General features: G+C 53.6%; 17 protein-coding genes. 10 read left to right on the top strand and 7 right to left on the bottom strand.

Annotated features, from left to right (window positions below; translation table 11 throughout):
• Positions 1-9 precede the first annotated feature (9 nt).
• Both HVA01_RS00515 and gbdR read right to left on the bottom strand, forming a co-directional pair.
• Positions 10-1,011, bottom strand: a complete 1,002-nt coding sequence (locus tag HVA01_RS00515) for a dipeptidase (RefSeq protein ID WP_503826084.1) — start codon at positions 1,009-1,011, stop codon at positions 10-12.
• 218 nt (positions 1,012-1,229) lie between these two features.
• Positions 1,230-2,372 carry a choline metabolism transcriptional regulator GbdR gene (gbdR, locus tag HVA01_RS00510; protein WP_146872518.1) on the bottom strand — a complete coding sequence of 381 codons (1,143 nt, stop codon included), beginning with the start codon at positions 2,370-2,372 and terminating at the stop codon, positions 1,230-1,232.
• Between the two features lie 461 nt (positions 2,373-2,833).
• On the opposite strand from gbdR, the gene HVA01_RS00505 reads away from it, so the two are divergent.
• Positions 2,834-3,310 carry an NYN domain-containing protein gene (locus HVA01_RS00505; protein WP_146872517.1) on the top strand — a complete coding sequence of 159 codons (477 nt, stop codon included), beginning with the start codon at positions 2,834-2,836 and terminating at the stop codon, positions 3,308-3,310.
• Positions 3,311-3,363: 53 nt separating this feature from the next.
• On the opposite strand, the gene HVA01_RS00500 is transcribed toward HVA01_RS00505, so the two are convergent.
• The 3 genes from HVA01_RS00500 to HVA01_RS00490 form a co-directional block, all read right to left on the bottom strand.
• Positions 3,364-4,830 carry an Nramp family divalent metal transporter gene (locus HVA01_RS00500; protein WP_218031516.1) on the bottom strand — a complete coding sequence of 489 codons (1,467 nt, stop codon included), beginning with the start codon at positions 4,828-4,830 and terminating at the stop codon, positions 3,364-3,366.
• 121 nt (positions 4,831-4,951) lie between these two features.
• Positions 4,952-5,707 carry a PRC-barrel domain-containing protein gene (locus tag HVA01_RS00495; protein ID WP_146872516.1) on the bottom strand — a complete coding sequence of 252 codons (756 nt, stop codon included), beginning with the start codon at positions 5,705-5,707 and terminating at the stop codon, positions 4,952-4,954.
• A gap of 316 nt (positions 5,708-6,023) precedes the next feature.
• Positions 6,024-6,767: a PRC-barrel domain-containing protein gene (locus HVA01_RS00490; protein ID WP_146872515.1), complete on the bottom strand. Its 744-nt coding sequence runs from the start codon at positions 6,765-6,767 to the stop codon at positions 6,024-6,026.
• A 369-nt stretch (positions 6,768-7,136) separates the two neighbouring features.
• Here HVA01_RS00490 and HVA01_RS00485 point away from each other — a divergent pair, with 369 nt between their 5' ends.
• The 3 genes from HVA01_RS00485 to HVA01_RS00475 are packed head-to-tail and all read left to right on the top strand — an operon-like array spanning position 7,137 to position 11,985.
• Positions 7,137-11,039 (top strand): AsmA family protein, encoded by a 3,903-nt coding sequence (locus HVA01_RS00485; protein ID WP_170243441.1) that lies wholly within the window; start codon positions 7,137-7,139, stop codon positions 11,037-11,039.
• Between the two features lie 3 nt (positions 11,040-11,042).
• On the top strand, positions 11,043-11,363 hold the full coding sequence (locus tag HVA01_RS00480; RefSeq protein ID WP_146872513.1) for a BON domain-containing protein: 321 nt from the start codon (positions 11,043-11,045) through the stop codon (positions 11,361-11,363).
• Between the two features lie 58 nt (positions 11,364-11,421).
• Complete coding sequence (locus HVA01_RS00475; protein ID WP_146872512.1) at positions 11,422-11,985, top strand: flavin reductase family protein; 564 nt, start codon at positions 11,422-11,424, stop codon at positions 11,983-11,985.
• Positions 11,986-12,012: 27 nt separating this feature from the next.
• Here HVA01_RS00475 and HVA01_RS00470 read toward each other — a convergent pair whose 3' ends face one another.
• Positions 12,013-12,243, bottom strand: a complete 231-nt coding sequence (locus HVA01_RS00470) for a hypothetical protein (protein ID WP_146872511.1) — start codon at positions 12,241-12,243, stop codon at positions 12,013-12,015.
• 672 nt (positions 12,244-12,915) lie between these two features.
• Here HVA01_RS00470 and HVA01_RS00465 point away from each other — a divergent pair.
• Positions 12,916-14,223, top strand: a complete 1,308-nt coding sequence (locus HVA01_RS00465; protein WP_146872510.1) for an ATP-grasp domain-containing protein — start codon at positions 12,916-12,918, stop codon at positions 14,221-14,223.
• A gap of 126 nt (positions 14,224-14,349) precedes the next feature.
• On the opposite strand, the gene HVA01_RS00460 is transcribed toward HVA01_RS00465, so the two are convergent.
• Positions 14,350-15,090 (bottom strand): dienelactone hydrolase family protein, encoded by a 741-nt coding sequence (locus tag HVA01_RS00460; protein ID WP_146872509.1) that lies wholly within the window; start codon positions 15,088-15,090, stop codon positions 14,350-14,352.
• Between the two features lie 342 nt (positions 15,091-15,432).
• Between HVA01_RS00460 and HVA01_RS00455 the strand changes: the two genes are divergently transcribed.
• From HVA01_RS00455 to HVA01_RS17725, 5 genes are all read left to right on the top strand, one after another.
• On the top strand, positions 15,433-16,743 hold the full coding sequence (locus HVA01_RS00455; RefSeq protein WP_146872508.1) for a GGDEF domain-containing protein: 1,311 nt from the start codon (positions 15,433-15,435) through the stop codon (positions 16,741-16,743).
• Positions 16,744-16,826: 83 nt separating this feature from the next.
• Complete coding sequence (locus tag HVA01_RS00450) at positions 16,827-18,941, top strand: putative bifunctional diguanylate cyclase/phosphodiesterase (RefSeq protein WP_146872507.1); 2,115 nt, start codon at positions 16,827-16,829, stop codon at positions 18,939-18,941.
• A 126-nt stretch (positions 18,942-19,067) separates the two neighbouring features.
• Entirely contained in the window at positions 19,068-19,460 is a 393-nt protein-coding gene (locus tag HVA01_RS00445; protein WP_146872506.1) for a DUF4149 domain-containing protein, read from the top strand.
• 65 nt (positions 19,461-19,525) lie between these two features.
• The gene (locus HVA01_RS00440; protein WP_146872505.1) at positions 19,526-20,320 is read left to right on the top strand and encodes an SDR family NAD(P)-dependent oxidoreductase; all 795 of its coding nucleotides are present in this window, start codon (positions 19,526-19,528) and stop codon (positions 20,318-20,320) included.
• Between the two features lie 397 nt (positions 20,321-20,717).
• Complete coding sequence (locus HVA01_RS17725) at positions 20,718-22,415, top strand: methyl-accepting chemotaxis protein (protein ID WP_146872504.1); 1,698 nt, start codon at positions 20,718-20,720, stop codon at positions 22,413-22,415.
• Positions 22,416-22,908: the final 493 nt, after the last annotated feature.

Here is a 22,908-nt window from a genome sequence, read left to right as displayed (position 1 = left end):
TCAGCTCAATCAGGCGCCCCATACATCCTTCAATACCCGCACCCAGTTATCGCCCATGATCTTGCGCACTTGGGACTCACTCATTCCGCGCTTCAAGAGCGCCTCGGTGAGGTTGGGGAACTCCCCAATGGTGCGAATGCCTTCGGGGTTGATGATCTTGCCAAAGTCGGTCAAGCGGCGGGCATAGCCCTTGTCATGGGTCAACCACTCAAAGAAGGCCTGGTCGTGCCCCTGGGTGAAGTCGGTGCCGATGCCGATGGCGTCTTCACCGACGATATTCATGATGTACTCGATGGCTTCACAGTAATCATCAATGGTGGAATCAATGCCCTTCTTGAGAAACGGGGTAAACATGGTGACGCCAACAAAGCCGCCGTGGTCGGCAATGAACTTGAGCTCTTGATCGGATTTGTTGCGCGGATGTTCTTTGAGCCCGGAAGGCAGGCAGTGGGAATAGCAGACCGGCTTCTGGGATGCGAGGATGACTTCCTCGGAGGTCTTGGCACCCACGTGAGAGAGGTCGCACATGATGCCGACGCGGTTCATCTCGGCAACGATCTCGCGCCCAAAGCCCGAGAGACCCCCGTCGCGCTCGTAGCAGCCGGTACCCACCAGGTTTTGGGTGTTGTAGCACATTTGCACGATGCCCACGCCCAGCTGCTTGAAGATCTCGACGTAGCCGATCTGATCCTCGAAAGCATGCGCATTTTGGAAACCGTAAATGATACCGGTCTTGCCTTCTTCTTTAGCGCGCGTAATATCCGCCGTGGTGCGCACCGGGCGTACCAGATCACTACACTCAGCCATCAGTTGGTTGGAGGCGACAATGTTATCGACCGTGGCCTGAAACCCTTCCCACACCGAGACCGTGCAGTTGGCGGCGGTAAGACCGCCGCGCCGCATGTCTTCAAGCAGCTCACGGTTCCATTTGGCGATGATCAGACCATCGATGACAATAGCGTCATCGTGCAGTTCTGTGGGGGTCATGGCTAAGCTCCAACATTGATGAATGTTGCGAGCATAGCGCTGACGTTGGGGTAGGCTGCGCTTGGAAACGACGGCTGAAATTCCAAAAGCGTCATTGTGTCGTGAACACGACACGACTCGCGCTTTTTCAACCTTTACCGCTGAGTAACGCAAAACAGGGAACGGTGGACGATAGCAATCATAAAAAAACGTGCTGCCCGTTGCCGGGCAGCACGTTTTCAATATCAATTACGCCGTCACCATCAGTTCAACAGTAACACGCTGGCAAAGGTGGGCTCCCCCTGGGCGTTGGCAAGCGCCTGCTGAGCGCCAGAAAAAGGCGCCTTGACAGTCGGCTCACTCCCCCATTGCCTAATCAAGGGTGCCGCATTGTGGCTATTTCCCTGCCTGTCATGGCTACCCAGGCGCTCGTTTCTCGGCGGCACGCCAAAGTATTCGCGATAGCACTTAGAAAAATGGGGCGTGGAGACGAAGCCACAAACGGAGGCAATCTCGATGATCGACAGCGGCGTTTGCTTGAGCAATTGCCGGGCGCGCACTAAACGCAGCTTGAGATAATAGCGCGACGGTGAACAGAGCAGGTAGCGTTGGAACAACCTCTCTAACTGGCGACGCGACACATTAACGTAACGCGCCAATTCATCAAGTTCGATCGGTTCTTCAAGGTTGGATTCCATCAATGCGACAATCTCCAATAGCTTAGGCTGGGTAGTGCCCAACACATGCTTAAGGGGAATACGCTGCTGATCCTGCTCGTTACGCACGCGCTCACAGATAAACATTTCGGAGATACCTGCCGATAGCTCGCGCCCATGGTCGTGCGCAATAAGGTTGAGCATCATATCGAGCGGTGCGGTGCCGCCCGAAGACGTAAATCGATCACGGTCAATAGAGAATAGATTGGGGTTCAGGATAACGTTGGGAAATGCCTCCTGCATGGACGCCAAACACTCCCAATGAATACTGGTTTCATAGTGGTCAAGCAGCCCCGCCTTGCCAAGCGCCCAACTGCCTGTACATACCGAGCCTAACCGTTTTAGCTGGCGCGACTGCGACTGAAGCCAGCGCACGTGCTCACGGGTGACACTGTGGTAAGGGGCTACCCCACCGCAAACGACTACCCATTCGAGCGATAGCTGGGTATGCATGGAAGCGTCCGGCGTCACCTGCAGGCCATCGCTGGCACGCACCGGCTGGCCGTCCTGGGTCAGGGTATACCATCGATACAGCTCACGGCCGGCCAGTTGATTGGCCATCCGCAAAGGTTCTATTGCCGAGGCCAAGGAAATCAATGTGAAGTTATCTAACAGTAGAAAACCCAGGGTTTGCGGTTCGCCTGCACGATGGGGATTTGCTGCCACGTCTTTTGCTTGATGAGAATTCATCTTTCCTACCTCAGTCACCTTTAGGTCATAAATTTTCTTATTGATTTAGGTGTCGCTGGCGTTGTTCGGCTTCCCTGTACTGAGTTGAACACTGACTCATACATGGGACACTACTCTTTAGTCGCATATTGGCACGAATGGTTTAGGTAACGGCAGACCTTATCTTGCAAATCCAGCGATTGGTCGCAAATCAAACGCTCAATGTCGCTTTCAAACCTTTGCCAGTTTACGGCAGATACATTCCAAACTGAAGCGGGGTCAAGGCGCTGACGTGCAGCTCAACGGGCTGACGGGGCTGACCAGCTAACGCCCTCTTTTGCACCCATCGCTTAAGCGGGCGACAATGGTCAATTCCCGCCATAGCGCCTAGCGTCGCTCTACTCACCATATTTTGCTGAATAACAACATTTTGCTGAATAACAACATTTTGCTGAATAACAATGGTAAAAAAGGAACGCACTATGCTTACAGTGGCGATTTTTGTCGATGTCCAAAACGTCTATTACACCGTGCGACAGGCCTATGGCAAAAACTTTGACTACAACAAGTTTTGGGCGCAGGCCACCGCCAACAGAGAGGTCGTGAAGGCCTTTTGTTATGCCATCGATAGAGGTGACCAAAAGCAACGGGAGTTTCAAGGCATACTTAGAGCCATTGGTTTTGACGTAAAGCTGAAGCCTTTTATTCAACGTTCGGATGGTTCTGCGAAAGGCGATTGGGACGTGGGCATTGCCCTCGACGCCATGGAGTACGCTGAACAGGCTGATGTGATTGTGCTGGTGTCAGGCGATGGAGACTTCGACCTTCTAGCCCATAAAATTCGCGTTGGCTATGGCAAAAAAGTCGAAGTGTATGGCGTTCCTCAGTTAACAGCCGCTTCGCTAATGAACGAGGCCAGCGAGTTTATAGCGATCGATAAAGCGCTTCTGTTGGGATAAAAAAGGCGCTAAAAACAAGGTCGGGCGATTAACGCCAGCCGACCAAGCTGGCGTTACTGGCCACCAACCATGCCGAGCATATTCAACAGATAAAGGATCGCGAAGCCAAGATAGAAAAGCCCCGCAAGCCCCATGGTCAGCGTAGCGGGAAGCCCTGGGCGCAGGCTAGTGGGCAACCGTGACCTATTCACATAGAGAGCGGTCAACGCGATAAACGGCGTATGAGCGGCGGCGATGATACCCGAGACCGACATCACCTGAACGGGATCGTTGAACAGCAACAGTATTATCACCGGCACCAGCCCTGTCACCGTTACAATATATAAGCGCTTAAGCCAGCGGCGCTCGAACAGCGGCCACGGTAACTTTCGGTCGAGGGTATCCAGGCTCTTAAGCAGCCTAGCCCCTTGATCGTTGCGCTGACTCTGCGTCAAGATCAGCGTCATGTCAGCGAAGCTACGGCCCCAGCCGTCTTGATTTGCCAGGATACTGCCGCCCAGGGCAATCACAATTGCTGTCAGCAGCAGGTACCTGCCGAACTCACCCCATACATCAGAAAAAATATTGGTCAAATCTACCGCGACTTCAGGCCCCTGGGGCATGATCCCTTGCGGGGCAAGTAGCTCAGCTCCCAATACCATAAACGAGAAAATCACAATCAGACCGCCTACGACGCCCAAAGCAGCAGTCTTAGTCATGGTTCGTATCCAACCCCGTGCGTTAGCAAGTCGGGTATCCATGGACTCGCTCTCTGTACCCTCAATCTCGTTGCGCGACGACGCCGGCACCTCATCGTCTGGCTCGCGTCCTTGTAAACCACCGCCAAAGCCGCGGGTCGCCGTCCAGTAACCGAACCAAACAATGCCCATGGAGCCAGCGAGAATAGTCCCCACCCATGGCAGTACTACATACAGATCCAGGTTATCCGGCAAGCCAGGCATCAGGCCTTGAGCAACCTTCTGCGGAGCCGGGAAGACGATGGCTGCAGTAACGATGGCCATTACCATCAGGGCCAACGCCATTAGTCGGCTGAAAGATTCGATCAGGGAATAGCGCCCGGTGGCGGTAAAAAGCGTAGAGAACACCACCATACTGATAGCGTAGAGTGTATTAGGGCCGGGTAAAAATGCCCCCAACGCACTACCCACCACTGCGGCTAACCCGGCAATCCCGATCCCCGCCGCAAGTAACTGGGGAACGAAGATAACCCAAACCGCCCAGTCCCGGGGGCCGCCAAGGCTATGCATGCCCTCCAGCATGGTGTGCCCGCTGACAATTGAATAACGCGCCATCTCGCGGATCATGACCCACATGAACAGTACGACGACGAGCAAGATCCAGAGCAACTGGTATTCGTAAGCAGAGGCTACGCGCGGGGTAAAGAGTATTGACCCCGTTCCTACGGCAGAGAGCATCCAAAGCAGGCCGGGGCCATACCATTTAATTCGACTGTGCCCTTGGGGCGGTGAAGGTACCTTGTCACGAAAATGCGTATCTAGCTTGTGGTTCGTCCTTGTCACAGCCTCTCCTTTTTAAGCCGGTAGGAACTAACCAAGGTAGCAGACAAAAAACACTCTATTGGGACGACGTATAATCAGGCCAAGCACCCTGAATTCAAGCAATAGCTGAAGCCACTAACTATTACTCATCCAGAAGCCCGTTATATCGGTTGTAGTCAAAAGATTCCATATCGCCAACTTCATCTTCATCATATTGCAAGGTATAAGCGGTATGGCCAGGGTTCCAGCCATACCCGCCTCCATAAAAGGGGTAAGCGTATGTACCAGAGCCAAAACCGGCGCCTGTCTCTACAATGACAGCTTGAATCTTACCCTCGCGTGAGAAAAGGATATTGTTGATATACCCATAGCCAATACCTTCTCCAACCGTTGCATAGTCATCTAACAAGTCTGTCAGCTTCCACACACCTATACCGGCTTCAATGCCTTCCTCTACTCGCTGGATCTGACTGAGATCTTGCTGGGTAATGTATTCGTTAGAAGCAAAGAGCCCATAATCATCTGCATTGTCTTCTGTTACAGGCACCATGACGCCATCTTCATGAATCTCAACTTCTTCCCAAGGAACCAGGACGTGAGTATCGCCAATACCCCACCACCCTCCTACTTGAGCGATGATCGCTGTAATATTATTGTCCTGCGTAATTAGGACATTTTCGACGCTACCGATTTCGTCTTCATTTTCACCAAAGACCTCAGCATCCATTAGGCTATCAGCTCTTATACCTCCCTTTGCATATATCTCTTCATAATTCCATCCACTTAAAGGTTTTATCACGTTTTCCTGAGCCGGGGTTTGCTGGGCCTGGATTTGCACCGCAGCGGCAGTAGCAGTGATAGCTAATGTTGTTAAAAAAACATTCCGCTTGATTGACATTGCGTATCTCCCGTCTTTTGCTGTACCGCTAGGTTAGAAAAGATAGCTGTTAGAAAAAATAGTTATTAGAAAAGATGGTTTCTGTAAAGGGAGACATCTTTATTAATAGATCATCTGAATAGAGCATCGATTAAAACCCATTTCAAAAACTATCGTTTAGTTTTATTATTTGAAGTGACTGGCTTTAATTATGGGGGGAACTCTATAAAACCACTTTTCATCGTCACACTGTTTGCTGGACGCCTTGCCGATGGGCAAAGCGTCCAGCAAGAAACCAGCCAGCTAAATTAGTGTTTGTCACTAATGCCGTTAGTGACTAATCTTCCAATAGGCCGTCGTACCGGTCATAGTCAAACGCTTCCATGTCGCCAATTTCGTCTTCGTTGTATTGGACAGAATAAGTTGGGTAGCCTGGCGACCAGTCATATCCATACCCGTAAAAGGGATAGGCGTAGGCACCACCACCGCCATAGCCAACATCAGACTCTACGATAATTGCCTGTATCTCCCCCTCACGCGTAAAGAGAACATTGTCGATATAACCATAGCCGACGCCTTCGCCAATCGAGGCGTAGTCGTTTAGCAAATCAGAAAGTTTCCATACTCCCGACCCGGTTTCAAGATTACCTTCCACTTGCTGAACTTGACTAAGATCCTGCTCAGCAACGTATTCTTCAGAGGCAAACAGGCCATACTCATCGGCATTGTCTTCTGTGACCGGAATCATCACGCCATCTTCGTGCAGCTCCACTTCTTCCCAGGGAACTAACACATGGGTGCCCCCAACAACCCAAAAACCACCTACCTGGGCGATGATGGCAGTGACTTGGTTATCTTGGGTAATGAGCACATTTTCGACACGACCGATCTCTTCTTGATTACTTCCAAAGACCTCCGCGCCCATTATGTTATCGGCTCTTATACCGCCCTGCTGATAAATATCTTCATAATTCCAATCACTTAACGGCCTGACCATTTCGTCCTGCGCCTGAACGTGAAACGCAGCAGCGCCAGCAGCAACCGTTAATGTAGAGACACAAACCTTCCGTTTGATCGACATATCACATCTCCCTTTTGCTTGGTGTCATTAATAAGATAGAAGACAATTTTTAAAGTGTAAAGGGAGGGAAAATAGACAATAAAAACTGTAACTACATGAATATTAAAAAAATACGCATTCATAAGACATACCTCACCGGCACTCTCTCGACCACTCAATTTTTAACCTTCGTTAACAACTAAATAAAAAATTAAGCATCCCAAAAAATAGCTTTGCTTGCTAACTTTAAACACAGGCCATCAAATACAGTTAAATTTACTCACAGCTACTATAGTAATAACTAAGCAAGTAACGGCTATAAATTCCGAAAAGAGTGTTATGACGTGGCAAGTATCGCTACGCTAAATGTCTATGCGGGGAGCTAACACAATGACAAATGTCGCTTCAAAACGCCTAGCGTGGGGCCTTGTACCGCTCGTTGCAGTGGCGCTTATTATTCTTATCATAGAGTTAATCGCCTGGGATTTTTTAAAGCCTGTGATCACTGAGCGTATTGAGCAGTCAACGGGGCGTTCGGCGGCTATCCATGGCGATGTGGAGGTCAGCCTGTTTCCTCGCCCGCAGCTTGCTCTTAATAAGGTGGCATTAGGCAACCCTGAATGGGCTGCCTCTAACCACTTACTGGAGGCAGAGCAGGCCACTATCACACCCTCGCTGAGCGATCTTCTGCAAGGGGAACTGAAGCTGAAAGAGCTCACGTTTTCCGGCTTGACATTAAACCTGGAGCAACGCACTGATGGCCCCCCAAACTGGACGTTTGATGACCAACAAGCCACACCACAAGCGCCAACAGGGCAAGGTGCCGACGCGCCTTTCGATATCCCCTCTATTTCAGTTTCCGACTCAACGGTGCGCTACTGGGGAGCAGATTCCGATACCCCACTAGAGGCGTCCGTTTCGTCTCTTCACATGCAAACAGATGACGAGGAATTGCATACCCAAGCGACGCTGACGCTTCAGTCGCCACCATTTCAGCAACCGTCATCCAAGCCATCATCTCAACCTCCTTCCCAACAACCTTCTCAACAACCACGGCGCGTTGAGCTAGAGGCATACACTGACCCCATTGCCGCTTTTCTCAATGCCGAACAGACATTCGGTGGCGATATTTCTCTTAGTGCTGGCGAGAGTCACCTGTCCGGCACGTTTGAGATTCCCCAAGCGCCGGCTTTGCGGCAACTAACAGCCGATGTCGAATTGAGCCTGCACAACCTTGGCGAATGGTCGCAATGGCTGGATTTACCTCAGCTCACGCTGGCTAGTCTTGAGGCAGCGGCACGGCTTGAACGCGAAGGCAGTGAATGGCGAATCCGCCACATTGATGTCGAAGCGGCCGAGAGCCACCTGTCCGGCGAGCTCGTGATGGAGACTACTGGCGAAGCACCGTCGCTAAACGGCCAACTGCACGCTTCACAACTTGACGTTGCCGCTTTACGCGCCGTCCTGCCGGAGAACGAGCAAGAGACAGGGCTATCTGTGCCCGTGTTACCCGCCTTAAACGGTAGCATTGGTTTATCCATAGACCGTTTGCTGCTGGAGCAGGCGCTGCTGCAGAACGTTCAAACTCACGTTCAGCTTGCCGGGCACACCGTTGCGCTTGATGCCTTAACGTTCGATGCCGCTGACGGCAACATTGAGGCAAGCGCAAGCCTGACCAGCAGCCCGGAGACCGTAGAGGCAGACGCTCAGATGACGCTAAAAGGCCTGGATATAACGCGACTCGTAGGTACGTTGCCCCACGGCGACATCCTGGACGGCGAACTCACTCTTGAGCTTGAGCCCATCGAACAACGCTCAACCTTTGCGCCTGATACCCTGCTTAACCACCTGCGTATCGCTAATGCGGACATTGTTTACCGCAACGACGAGGCAGGCACAGAGCTAGCGGTGTCGCTTGAGACCACCGCCGAGGAGCAACCGCCGAGGCTGTTGCTCAATGCGGAAGGCACCTTTGGCGACAAGCCTTTAGTATTGCAAGCCAGCGGAGCGCCGCTAGCCAGCCTAGTGGATCTAGACAATGGCGCTCTGAAGCCCGATTACCCCTTTGAAGCCGAAGCCACTTCCAACAGCTTGTTCGTTCAAGCGGATACCACGCTGGCCTCAATCCTGGCACCGCAAACGCTGGAAGCGGATATGGTACTGGCGGCGGACAGCGGCCAGGCATTGGAAAACTGGATTGGCCCGGTGTTACCCCCGCTGCCCGACTTTCGACTCGCAGGAACCTTGCGCCGTGACCACGCGCAGTGGAACGCCACAGAGGTTGACGGTGAGATAGGCTCGACCAATGTTAGCGGTAACCTTGAGGTTATTAATAGCGAACGCACGGTGGTGAACCTCGAGATTGAAGCAGGTCGTATCGACATGACCGAGCTAATCTCGGCGACGTCCAACGAGTCAGCCGATGACGCTCAAGATGACTCATTATTGGCGCCGTTGCGCAGCTTCGATGGGCAACTGGCCCTCAACGCCACTACGCTGGTATTGCCCAATGGGCTCGAGCTAGGTGGGCTGGTACTCAACGCCGAACTGGAAGAAGGCAGACTAGAAGCACAACCCCTACAGTTTCGCCTGGGTGAAGGGTCACTGACCGCTAGCCTTGCATTGGACGCGGCGCAGTCACCGGCCGCCGGACGCTTGGATGTCGAACTAGATGACATTGCCCTTACCAGCCTGGGCGACACCTTCACTCCCCTCGAAGACCGGCTTGGCCGACTATCCGGAGAGCTGCGCATGGCAATGCGTGAAACGCTACCCAGCGATAGACGCAATGATTTTTTGTTGCCGTTCATCGGCCAGCTGATGTTCGAACCGTCAGAGCTGCGCTTCAGTGACCCCGAAGACGGCACCGAACTGACCCTAAACTTTGAAACCCAAGGGTCCGCCGCAGGAGCGCAGACGTTTCAAATGCGCGGCGAAGGCCGCTACGACGGCATGCCTGCCTCACTCAGCCTGCGAGGCGACCCGCTCCTCAATGCCCGCGATCCAGAGCGTCCCTATGCGGTGGATGGCGAAGCCAATGTCGTCGAAACACACTTGAGGCTACAAGGGTCGCTACTGCGTCCGCTCGCCCTGGAAGGGCTGGATCTTCAACTCGCCCTTGAAGGGCCGAACCCACAGCGCCTGAGCCGCCTACTAGGCTTCGCGCTGCCGGAGCTCCCTCCCTATTCGGTATCCGGCGATTTAAACCTGCAAGACCAACGTTGGACCTTGACCGATATCGCGGGGGTCATTGGCGACAGCGATCTCAATGGCGATCTAGCCCTCGACACAAACGTCAACCCACCGCGATTAACCGGAGAACTTAGCTCTGCACATTTGGATATCCAAGACCTGGGTTTTCTCGCCGGGGCGACACCAGAGGAGATCGAAGCCAACGACCGCTTCGTGCTGCCCGATACAGCTATCATCACCGATGCATGGCAACAAGTATCAGCGGAAGTAAGCTACCGGGGTGAGTCTGTGAGTGCGGGCCTGATTCCATTGACCAACGTCACCATCGACTTTGACCTTGAGGAGGGGCGCGGTCGGTTCGAGCCTGTGGGTTTCGGTGTGGGTGAAGGCAATGTCGATCTTACACTCGACCTGGATGCAAGCACCCAACCTCCTAACGGCACGATACAGGTGGAAGTCCAGGGAGTAGATCTTAACGATGCCTTACGCCATTGGGCGATAGCGGACGAGAGCGTCGGCACCTTTGGCGGGCGCGGCAAACTCTGGATTGAAGGCGCGTCGGTTGCAGAGCTTCTGGCCTCCGCCGATGGCGGCGTGGTGATGCTAATGGCCGGCGGACAACTCGACGCTTTGCTGGTGGAGATCGCCGGGCTTGATGCTGGTCAGACCTTCCTCAGCTGGCTACGTGACCGTGACCCCATCCCGATTGATTGCAGCTACGCCGACCTGCAAGTGCGCGACGGCGTAACCCAGCTGGATACTGCTGTAATGGATACCACCGACACAACGTTCACGCTGGGCGGTCAGGTGGACCTGAACACGGAGCGCCTGGATATCAGCATCATCGCCCATCCCAAAGACCCCAGCGTGTTTATCGGGCGCTCTCCGCTTCACTTGGGAGGCACCTTCGATAACATCGAAACGGGCGTGCATCGCGAAGAACTGATAAGGCGCGCTGGAGCAAGCGCAGGGCTTGCCGCCCTCGCCGGCCCACTCACGGCTCTTTTGCCGCTGATCGATGTGGGCATCGGCGCCGATGTGGACTATTGCCAAGGGTTGATCAGCCGTTCTCGCGACGCTATACAAGAGGGGGGAGATTAAATAATGTGCCAACTACGCCGCGGGTACGGCTCACTGACAATCGGGGGATTGCTCCTCACCGCGCTGCTGGTGGGCTGCGCCGACGCCCCGGTCAATCAATCCGCTAGGCTTGAGCAGCAGGATTCTAGCCAAGCGGTTCAGATCAAAGCCCGGCTTCTCGAAGCACCCGACCTGGCGGGCTCAGCCATCGACGTGGACCTGGAGGGCGATAACGCTATCCTCAGTGGTTTCGTTGAAACAACGCAGCAGCGCGACCGGGCCGAAGCGATCACCCAAGACCATGACCAGGTGAAGACGGTGGAGAACAACATCACCGTTAAATAGACAACCGTTTGGTAACGTTCTTGGCAAGATATCTTTACTCAGCTAATTGGAGGTTATTATGCCACAAGCAACGGCAAAGCAAGATTTTCCTGTCTCGAACGTCAGGCACTTCCTTGAGCCTGGTCCGATTGTGCTGGTGTCGTCGCAATGGCAGCAACACACCAACATCATGACCCTGGGTTGGCACACGGTGATGGCGTTTTCCCCCTCGCTTATCGGCTGTGTGATTGCGGCAGGCAATCACTCCCACGCGCTGGTTCGCCACAGCGGTGAATGCGTGATCAATATTCCCGCGGCGTCGCTTGTCGATACGGTGGTGGGTATCGGCAACTGCTCTGGGAGCGAGGTCGACAAGTTCAAGGCGTTTGAGCTGAACCCAGGCAAATCAGACAAGATCGATGCGCCTCGGATAGAGGAGTGCTATGCGTCTTTCGAGTGCCGCTTGCACGATGACGCCATGATTGAACGCTACAACCTGTTTATTTTTGAGGTCGTTAAAGCCCACGTCGCTCCCTCGGCCGATGAGGAAGAATCGCTGCACTACCAAGGCATGGGGGCATTCATGCTATCGGGCCAATCCATCGACCGTGCGTCGCTCTTCAAGCCGTCAATGCTTGTCTGAGCGGGTTGAGTCCACACGATGCCTCGCCTAGCTCAACGACATATCAATGATAAACAGGATGACGAGCGCCACCGTCGAAGGCCAGGCGCTTCGCAGCACTACCCCAAACATGGTCAGCGGAATTAAAACGGTCAGCGCCGCCAGAATATGGGGCAATTCGGCCAAGCCGCTGGCCGCCATGCTCCATACATAAAGACCGCCTAGCGCGCCGAGCAGTAGCCCAAACCAGACCTCTTGGTTACGGAGCCGTGATGACATTGTTGCCGTCCCTTGCTGTTGAGTTTCGGGGTTGTTGAGTTTCAGGCGTACGTTGATAGCGTTTAAATTCACGTTGCCAACGAGCCATGAAAGCATCGCGCGCGGGGTGACAGTGCGCGACCAGCATAGCGCTAATGGTGCCGAAAGGAGCGTGCGGGGGCTGTTTTATTATCCCGAGCGTTGAAATCTCATACTTTCAAGACTGAGCCAAGTACTGCCCCCTGTGCTAGCCTAAGAGTTGTATAAGGGTTGAGCAATTCAAGTCACCACCCCGAAAGCAGGTTGGTAAGCCATGGAAACTATCCTGGTAGCTATCAATGGAAATTATCAACGGTGGGCTTCAACGAACGGAATTGCTCCACCCTTCAATCCTTTACTGCTAAGAAAGCGCGACACGCATCTACACAGGCGGTGCAGGGTCAATGACCAGCCCAACAGCTACCGGCACCTCTCCCCGCAGCGAGAGATTTCCCATAAAGTTACAGCCACTTACATACTATTTGCCAATTGTAACGAACTCGACTAGCTTGGTATCGTGGCGGCAACTATCAAACGCCTTAAGTGCCGGCCTGCTCAATCGCCTCTGAACAACATTGATTGCTGCTCAGTTCCTATGGAGCGTCTCAATAGCGGCGCAATCAATCTGGGTTAACCGGACAAGGAGAATACCGAATGTCGACAACATCAGAAAAGCAATTACCCCAAGAGGTAGCGGCCTGGCGTGACCCGGAAATGGACTCGGTGAAAGGCACCGAAACCCCGAAGGATCCCAATAAGGGTTATATCGCCCTACTTGGCTGGAGCGTCAATGCGATCAAGGCAGCGCAGAAGTTTGACCGCCGCTACGTCGTTGTTGCACCAGAATGGGCCGAGGATTTCTGCACCGCCAATAACATACCGTTTATCTCGTGGGATTTTATCCGCTTGAATGATCGGTCCATGGAAATCGCCGTAAGGCTGAAAGAAGAAGGCGTCGATGTCGCCATCCCGCTGTTTGAGGAAACCGTTGAGTGGTCCGGCGCCATCAACTCTGTCCTCCTCGACAGCCCCCGTATGTACGGGCAATCGATTCTGTTCCGCGACAAGGCCCTGATGAAGCGCCGTGCGCAACTTGGCGGTATTCGCGTAGGTATCTTTGAAGAAGCCCACGAAAAAGAGGATATCGTCCGCTTTATGAAGCGCGTCAACCAGACGCTGCTCAAGCTAGACGGTGACCCCGATGACCCGATTCACGTCAAAGCATTCGATAAAGCCGGTTGCCTCGGCCACCGCATGATCCGTACGTTGGAAGAAATTGAGCACATTCCAGACGAAGAATATCCGCTGCTGATGGAAAGCCATCTGGATGGCTGGGAATTTGCCGTTGAGGCCTGGATTCACGATGGCAAAATCCAGTTCCTGAACATTTCGGAATACGTGACGTTGGGCTATTCGGTCTTCGTACCCGCTACCGAGGAGCTCGAAAGCTGGCGCAACGCGATCACCAAGCAGATTGAATTGTTGATCAAAACCTTTGACATTCAATTCGGCCTGATTCACCCCGAGTACTTCGTCACCGCTGACGGTGAGATGTACTTTGGCGAAGTTGCTTACCGCCCACCGGGCTTCAAAGCGTTCGAGCTGATCGAGAGAGCCTACGGATTCAGTGCCTATCAGGCTTCAATGTTGGTGTTCGATCCGAAAAGCACCAAAGAGGAAGTGGCTGCTTTCTTCCCCCGCGAAGTGGTCGATGCGAAGGGTTATGCAGGCTGCTTCGGTGTGTACCCACGCCGTCGCGTCGTCAGCAAACTGGAAATGCCTAAAGAGTGCGTTGATCATCCTTACTTCGAGTCACACGAACTGGTCGCACCGACAGAAGAAACCGTGCCTGACCGGTCGGCCTTCGGGACGCATTGGGGCTTGGTCTTCTTCTTTGGCGACGATCCGATCAAAATGCGCGATCTGCTCAAAACCCAGGAAGACCTGGATTTCTACGTCTAAAACGTCAATCCATTAACGTAATACGTTTCACGACGGGCGCGTCTATCGGTATCAGGAACATTCCCCCTGATGTTGGTAGGCGCGCCCTTCTTTTTGCCAGCAATGCTTTTGCTTTTTGCCATCCCGCTACAGCGTTTCTTCCAAGAGCAGGGCCAGCCGCTTGTGGTGCCGTTTATCAGCGGTCGCATCAAAGGACGGGGCATCCTTGGCCGTAAAACCGTGGGCGGCGCCTTTATAGAGCTCGGTGGTGAAGTGCACCCCGGCGGCGGCGAGCGCCTCGTCCATACGGGCGACCTGCTCAGGAGGCAGCAATTCATCCTTATCAGCGTGGCCGAAATAGACACGCCCCTTGATTGAGCCAACCACGTGCACAAGACTGTTTGGGTCGCCTGCCACCGCCAGCCGGGCCGAGTGGAAACCTGCTGCCGCCGCAACGCGGTCGGGGTGTTCGGCGGCCATGCGTAGCGCGAAGGCCCCGGTCATGCAATAGCCGACCACGCCCAAATGACCGCTCGCGAACTCGGCCTCGTTATCAATGCACCCCAATAGGGCGACGAAGTCACGGGATTGTGCCTCAGGCGTGAGCTGGTCGGCATACTCGACCAGCGTTGGTCGCACGTCCGGGTCACGGAAGGACTTACCTTCCGGCACTACGGGTCCGCTCGCATTGCGGTAGTAGACGTTGGGCATCAACACGGCATAGCCGTTGTCCGCGATTGTCTGGGCTTTCTCGTGATAGCAGGGGCGCAGACCGCCGATGTCGGTGAACAGCACCACGGCTGGAAGGGGGCTGCCTGTGTTTTCTGGCGTGAAGACATGTGCGTCGATGGTGCCATCAGCGGCGGGGATTTCGATAGCGCGAGACATACATAAGCTCCCAGGTTGTCGATGAGGAATAAATATAGACGGCCACCCCACATAGCGAAAAAAGTTGAAAACACCGGAAATGCCTTTTCTACGCGGTGTGCTAGAGTGACCAACGGCTGGAGTTCGGCCTAATGCCGACATGATGAATAGACAGGATACGCCGTTATTTTGCTGCCAGTGTAGTGGGCCTAAAGGCGACGTGTATCTCATCGGGCAGCCTGATCAATTGCAGAGCGACGAGACACAAGCAGGATTGATGAAGCCATTTGATTTTAATTGACATAAAACAGGTGCCAGTCAGCCAATGATATTACCAGTGTGTTTTAGGCAGGGAGATTCACCATGAATCTTTCACCCGAATTGCGTTTGCAGGCCATTATAGATGGCACAAGAGCTGGCACCTGGGAATGGAATATCAAAACTGGGGAAGTGATTTTCAATGAACGCTGGGCCACCATGCTCGGCTTCACACTGGAAGAAATTCAACCGCTCTCCATCGAGACCTGGAACCGCTTGTGCCATCCCGACGACTTGAAGCACTCCTACACGCTGATCAGCCAGCATTTGGATAACCAAATCCCCTTTTATGAGTGTCTATGCCGAGTTCGTCGCAAAGACGGCAGTTGGTGCTGGATTCAGGACCGCGGCATGCTGGTGAGAAGACCCGATGGAACACCCACCGATTGGATGATGGGCACCCACATCGATGTTTCCGTTGAGCAGGAATCCCGACAGCACCTTGCCCACCTTGCCGCCTCTGTGCCGGGCATACTCTTCTCGTTTGAAATGGTCTCTCCAGTTGCTTTGCGCTTCACTTATGTCAGTGAACGGTCTTACAACTATTTTGGCCTTGATTGTAAAGCCATTGAGGCAAACGCCTGCGTATTCTTCGATGCCATTCATCCGCTTGATTCGGCAGCGGTCCAAGCTGCTGCACAAAGTTGTTACACGTCCTTGTCGGAAGGGGCCTGTCAATTCCGTATGTGTGTAGATGGCTCAGAACAGTGGTTCCGGGCAGTGGCACGCCCTATCCGAGATCCGCTCGACAAACTCGTTTGGCACGGCATGCTGACCAATATTGATGACCAAAAACAATTGGAAAACAAACTGGCCTATCTGTCTATTACCGACGAGTTGACGGGGCTGTTTAACCGGCGCTACCTGACGCAGGCGCTCAACGACGCCATGGCGCTTTATCAGCGATATCAGACGCCTTTTTCGCTGATCAGCTTTGATATCGATCATTTTAAGCAAATCAATGATTCTCACGGCCATTTGGTGGGCGACCGAGTGCTGACCAAAATCAGCGAGTTGATGAAGCACCGCTTACGGGTCACCGACATTGTCGGTCGTATGGGCGGCGAGGAGTTTCTCGTCCTGTTGCCCGACACCCTTGAGGAAGAAGCCGTTCAGGTGGCGGAAAACCTCCGTCAGGCGGTCAATCAAAGTGAGTTTTTGACGGAAGACAATACCCCCTTTTTGGTCTCCGTCAGCGGTGGCGTTCTGGAAATGGCAGAAGCGATAATCTCCGTCGAAGACTTACTCAGGCGATCTGACCGACTGCTCTATGAAGCCAAGGAGGATGGCAGAAATAGGGTTCTCGATGAGCAGACGTCTTCAAAAAAGCGAGGTCTGTTGGCGTCCTTCCCATAGCTCAAACGGGTGTCATCCCACCGTTGCCCAATAATCAAGCGGCAGAACCCTCGGCAACGCCACTCCCCAAAGGTATTTTAATAATGTTACACCCGCCAGACTACAATGACCTCTTCACTGATCTCTTAGAGGCGCTCGAAACGGTCTGCGCTGCGGTTTGTGCGGCGGTCATTGTCAAGGGCGAAAATACGCCAAGCCATCTTATCGGCGACCCCAACGCCGCGCAGCTGCTTATGAGCCTCGCCAGTGTCCAGGCGACACTGGCTGACGGCATTCCCCGGTCGGAACTGCCGCCACCCAAGACGTCGCTGAGCACCGCTGCTTTCATCGCGGTTGAAGCACTGAGCACTCCCTATCAGGTAGCACAGTCGACGGTAATTGTGTTTGCTGGTAAGCACCTGGGTGATATTGAACGCATGACAGGGTATCCCAGCGCGGAAATATTAGGCCGCAACTGCCGCTACCTTCAGAGAGATCGTCGCGATCAGCCCAGTCTGCAAATAATGCGCAACGCTTTGGCCCAACAAAAGCGGCGCTTCAGAAGCCTGATTCAAACGCAGGCCGGCTATATCTGGCTGATGGACGCAAGCGGTGAGCTCATAGAAGTACCCGAGCAATGGCTGGAAATAGCCGGTCTGTCATCTGCAAGCGGCCCGCAAGATATAATGACGATTCGCAGCGCGTTGACGCCGGAAGCAGCGGAGGCCTTTCGCGACGGCTGGGACGCAGCCCTCAGGAACATGACGTCATTTGAGGTGATTTATCAATTGCCGGCCCAATGCTCTTCTCCTCGATGGTTTATGGACCGCATCACACCGGTGCTCGATGACGATCACCAGCTCGTCGAGTGGATTGGCGCCTCTCAAGAAATCACCCAGCTGAAACGCGCTGAGAAGGACATTGAACATGCCGCTTATAAGGACCGACTGACCGGCCTCCTATCCTTGGAAGGCTTCGCCAGGCACCTGGACGAGCAGCTCAGACAGAAGATGCTACATCCGGCCAGCCCAGTGGTGGTGATCGACATCAAAGCGCTTAGGGAAATCAATAATACCCAGGGGCACGACGTCGGGGATGAGGTGCTGCAAGAGGTCGCCCGGCGCTTGACGGCGGAGATCGGTGAAAATGGCTTGATTGCGCGTACCGGCGGCGGCGAGTTCACCGTGCTGGCGACACACGAAAGCCAGCGCACGCGGCGTCAATTGCGCGAGTGTATGGCAGCTGTCTTTGATGTGCCGTTTGAAATCAGAGGATTCGCCTTCCATGTCGAGGCCTCCTTCGGCTATACACGCATCCGGCTCACTGCAGGCGATGCCCGCAAGCTGATGAACGACGCCACATTGGCCATGCATATAAGTCAGCATAATCCGACGTTAACCTGGACCCAATATACCAAAACCCTCGAGCAGCAAACCCGCAGGAACGTGGACATCACCATGAAGCTGCGCCACGCCATTGCAGCTGACCAGCTGGCGCTTTACTACCAACCCCAAGTTGACCTGGCGAGCGGCCGTATTGTCTCAACAGAAGCCCTGCTGCGCTGGCATCATCCCCAGGCAGGCTTTATTCCACCCGATCAGTTCATTCCACTGGCGGAACAAAGCCAGCTGATTGGCCCAATTGGGGACTGGGTGATACGTCAGGCTTGCCGCGATTTAAGGGCCTGGCATGACGCTGGCATCCCCGTCACCCCGGTATCTATCAACCTGTCGTTGATCCAATTCCAGCTCGGCTCCGTGCCAAACAGCGTGCACAAGGCGCTGTCCGACTACGACATCGCCCCGGAATTGCTGACGCTGGAAATCACGGAGAGTGTCTTCGAGCAACACTGCCAAGCGTTGCAGCATGACCTGGAAGCCTTGGGCACGATGGGCGTTCGCCTGTCGCTGGATGACTTCGGCACAGGCTATTCGTCACTGGGGCATTTAAAGGACTACTTTTTTGACGAAATCAAAATCGACAAAAGCTTTATCAGTCAATTGGACGACAACCCTTACCCCCAGGCCATCGTCAAGGCAGTGATCGTCATTGCTGAAGCGATTGGCGCTGACGTCGTCGCCGAAGGGCTGGAATTGACGAGTCAGATAGCGATAGTCCGGCAGCTTGGATGCAGCAAAGGCCAGGGGTATCACTATAGCCGCCCGATACCAGAGCCCCGCTGGCGCCAACTGCTGATGGAGCAAACGTCGCTTGGGTAGATTCTCGACGCTGTTGTGATCGTTTAAACGGCTGATAGACTGCGCCCGGAATTTTTTATACATTACTTATACAGCGCATAGCCTATTTGCCGTTGCCCATACTGTTCACATCAAGAGGAAATGCCAATGCTGACTGTTTTGGCCCAGTGGTTTGCTGCGTTGCTGTTCGGGGGCATGGTGCTCTATTCGTTCGGCTTTGCGGCCTTTTTGCTATCGACATTGCCCAGCGATGTAGCCCGCGCCTCAATCCGGCGCGCCTTCCCTCATTTTTATCTATTTGTTCTGGTGGTGGCTGCGGTGGCAGCCTTGCTACTGTGGCCGCTTGACCGCGTTTCTTCACTGCTGATGGCAGCGATTGCGCTGACGGTCATTCCCACCCGCCAAGGGCTGATGCCAGCCATTAACCGCGCAACGGATGAAGGCCAGAAAAGCCGGTTCAAGACACTGCATGGCCTTTCCGTCGTCATCGGGCTTATCCATATCGGCATTAATGCCTACGTGTTAGCACGCTTTGTGTGAGGCTCAAATAGTATCGCTGGTCATTAACAGCCTATAGATCCAGACATTATCATTACGAGACGATTATGCGCGCCGAACTCCCCTTGCCACACAGTACTTCCGTTATCACCGGCGCGAGCAGCGGTATCGGTTGGGCACTGGCACAACAGTTAGCGTATCGCGGCCACACCCTGTATTTGCTGGCGCGTCGTGAAGCGCCGCTGCTGGCATGCCTAGAAACCTTGCAACAGCACTACCCGCGGGGCAACTTTCACGCCCTGCCGGGAGACCTTAGCGACCCGCACCAGCGTCACGATGTAATGACCCGGCTAACAACCGCCCTGGGGACGTCACCGGTGGGCGCGATTATTCACTGCGCGGGCACTGGCATGCCCGCCGCAAGCATTGCCGACTGGCACCCCGATGACCTGAGCGACGCCCTTCAGCTCAACGCCGTCGCCCCCCTCGCCCTCATTAATACGCTGCTGCCTTGTATGACACCGCTGCCTGCGCCCTGCCGGATTGTATTGGTCGGTGCGGGTATTGATAGGCACGTTCAACCCGGTACCGGTAGCTATGGCGTCAGCAAGATGGCTATGCGACGCCTGTTCGAACAGCTTCGTGAAGAATTGGCGTCGCAGCCTGCCGAGATCGCGCTAATGCAGCCAGGCGTGGTGGATACACCGGGGCTTCGCCGGCACATTCGCACCGCTCGGGCGATGAAATTACCGCATGCTGACTACCTGCAGGCACAGTTAGACACTGGTCAGGCATTTAGCGCCGATACCGTGGGTGCGAGAATTGCCACCCTTATTGACGCGACCACCACCCAAGACACCTTCAGCGGTCGAGAATGGCGCACGGCCGAGATAGACACCTAAATTTAAGCAATAAGTGAGTTGAGCACGCCCAGACAGCGAGGCAGTTCAACGACGCCATTAGAACGATGGCTCACTCTCTTAGTTATTTATATTTAACACTTTAATAATAACTCTTTGAGTTTTAAAGACTATCGTTAACGGCACCCTCTTAACGCACCATCGGGTCGGAAAGATAAGCGACCGGTTTATTTAAAATAACCTGATTTATTAATAACGCTAAAAACCATTATAATCAATAAGTTAAAATTATTGCTTTGACTCCCTAAACATTGCCCTGCCAATGCCGATACTTTTCTAGCTTAGCTAAAAACTGCATTAAACATGCTTTTAATAGCGTAGCGTTTACTTATCACTGGATAAACTTAAGGCCGATCGCCCCCTATTCAAGAGTATAAAAATGACTAACTTATTGAAAAATATAACGGTTAAGACAGGCTTAACGGTTGTTCTGGGTTTATTCGCAGCCCTGATCATGCTTGTCGCTGCGCTGGGTTACCATTCCAGCTCACAGGGTGCCAGTTCGATAGATGAGCTTAATCGCATTAATGTTCAGCAGTTAAGCATGCTTAACCGTGCGCAAGTTAATATTGCTGACACCCAACTGTTTTTTCTCAATCATCTCGACGCTTTGAACGAAGGTGACGCGGCACTGGCAGAGGCTCATCTAGCAAAGGCGAATCAAACGTTGCAAACAGCACAACAGCGTTTTGATGCCTTTGCGGCGGTACCGAAGTCGGCGCAAGGAAAGCCTTATGCAGACGCCATTGAAGCCGCTTTCGCGCAACTAGTGTCGAGAGGATTGGAACCCCAATACGCGGCACTGACGCGCAACAATGAAAGCGCTTTTCGGGCGGCCAAACACGAGGGAGACCAGCTCAACTTGGCCTATATGCAGGCAAATGAAGCCTTCATCGACTATGCCAGCACACGTGGCCAGGCATTAATGGCCCATTACCAAGCGACCATGGCAACGTCTGGTTATGTGGGTCTGGCTGCGCTGCTCTTGGTTATTATCAGCATCATCGTGGTTCGCACAGGCATGATGCGGGTTGTCATTCACCCCCTTTATGACGCCGTGCAGCATTTTGAGCGCATTGCCAAAGGTGACTTATCGCATAAAATCGCTGAGCGCGGGCGAAATGAAATTGGCCAACTGTTCGCCGCCATGCAGCATATGCAATCGGGGCTTTATCAAACCGTCTCAACCGTGCGCGATAGCAGCGGCTCGATTCATATCGGGGCGCGTGAAATTTCCAGTGGTAACGCCGACCTTTCCTCGCGCACGGAACAGCAGGCAGCGTCACTGCAAGAGACGGCTGCCAGCATGGAACAGCTCACTGCAACGGTGAAACAAAACTCAGATAATGCGCGTCAGGGAAGCACCCTGGCAGGGGATGCCTCTGCCACGGCAGCGCGCGGTGGTGACGCCGTGGACCAAGTTGTTGTGACGATGCATGGTATAGCGGAAAGCTCTAAGAAAATTAGCGACATCATTGGCGTGATCGACTCGATTGCCTTTCAGACCAATATTCTGGCGCTGAATGCCTCTGTTGAGGCTGCTCGGGCGGGTGAGCAAGGACGCGGTTTCGCGGTTGTGGCAACGGAAGTACGCAACCTGGCAAGCCGCAGCGCCGAGGCCGCCAAGGAGATCCGGACATTGATAGTGACATCAGCAGACCAGGTTCAACAGGGCTCGAATTTAGTGGAAGGCGCCGGTAAGACCATGAATGAGATCATGGCCTCAGTGAAGCGGGTTGCCGATATCATGGATGAAATCTCCGCGGCTTCTGCAGAGCAAAGTGATGGGATTGAGCAGGTTAATCAAGCCGTCGCCCAGATGGATGAAGTCACTCAGCAGAACGCCGCGCTTGTTCAGGAAGCGGCTACGGCCGCCGCTTCCCTTGAAGAGCAAGCAGCGCACCTTGAATCGGCGGTGGCTACCTTCAAGCTGGCGGATGGAGAGCGTCGTAGCAGTCTGCCTATCGGGCAACTTGCAGCTAGCATTACGCCAATGGCTGCTGCCAAGCAGACTCAGTCAGCCAGTCGAAAGCTGACTAGCGGCAAAGCAGCGGCGTTGGAATGGGAAGCATTTTAAGTAGGCGTTCCGCATATAACGCCTACGCGAGGATCTAGGCTGACGCGGCGATCATCCGCACTACCCGCCGAAGCCTGGAAATTGGTTAACAAGTCGCCCGTCGTTAATGGTCTTTGGCCGCATTGCGGTCCATGTGCGGTGTTAGCTGAGTGCTGCGAGAAATCCGCTTTCGCTATGGCATACGATTGAGAAAAAGCTCGACTTTTATAACCCTTCGCTATCACAATCATCTATACAAACTATGAAAAGCAGAGAGATATCTCGAATAATTGCATCAGAACACTAAATTTACAGGATTAGGCAATCTTCAGCGAGAAATACGTCTATTAGTCGTACACATACCCCTCTATCATTTCTCTCACGGTCGTAACGGCCAAAACATGCCGCAAACTGGGCGCCTATCGCGACACATTCCATTGGAACAACGCGAACGGGCATATAGATCAAACTTCCCAGGTCACGCGGATATGTCATTTAACGAGAGGAATTAATT

The sequence above is a fragment of the Halovibrio variabilis genome (assembly GCF_007991175.1).
Lineage (GTDB): Bacteria > Pseudomonadota > Gammaproteobacteria > Pseudomonadales > Halomonadaceae > Vreelandella > Vreelandella variabilis.
This window is presented reverse-complemented; position numbering and strand designations above follow the sequence as displayed.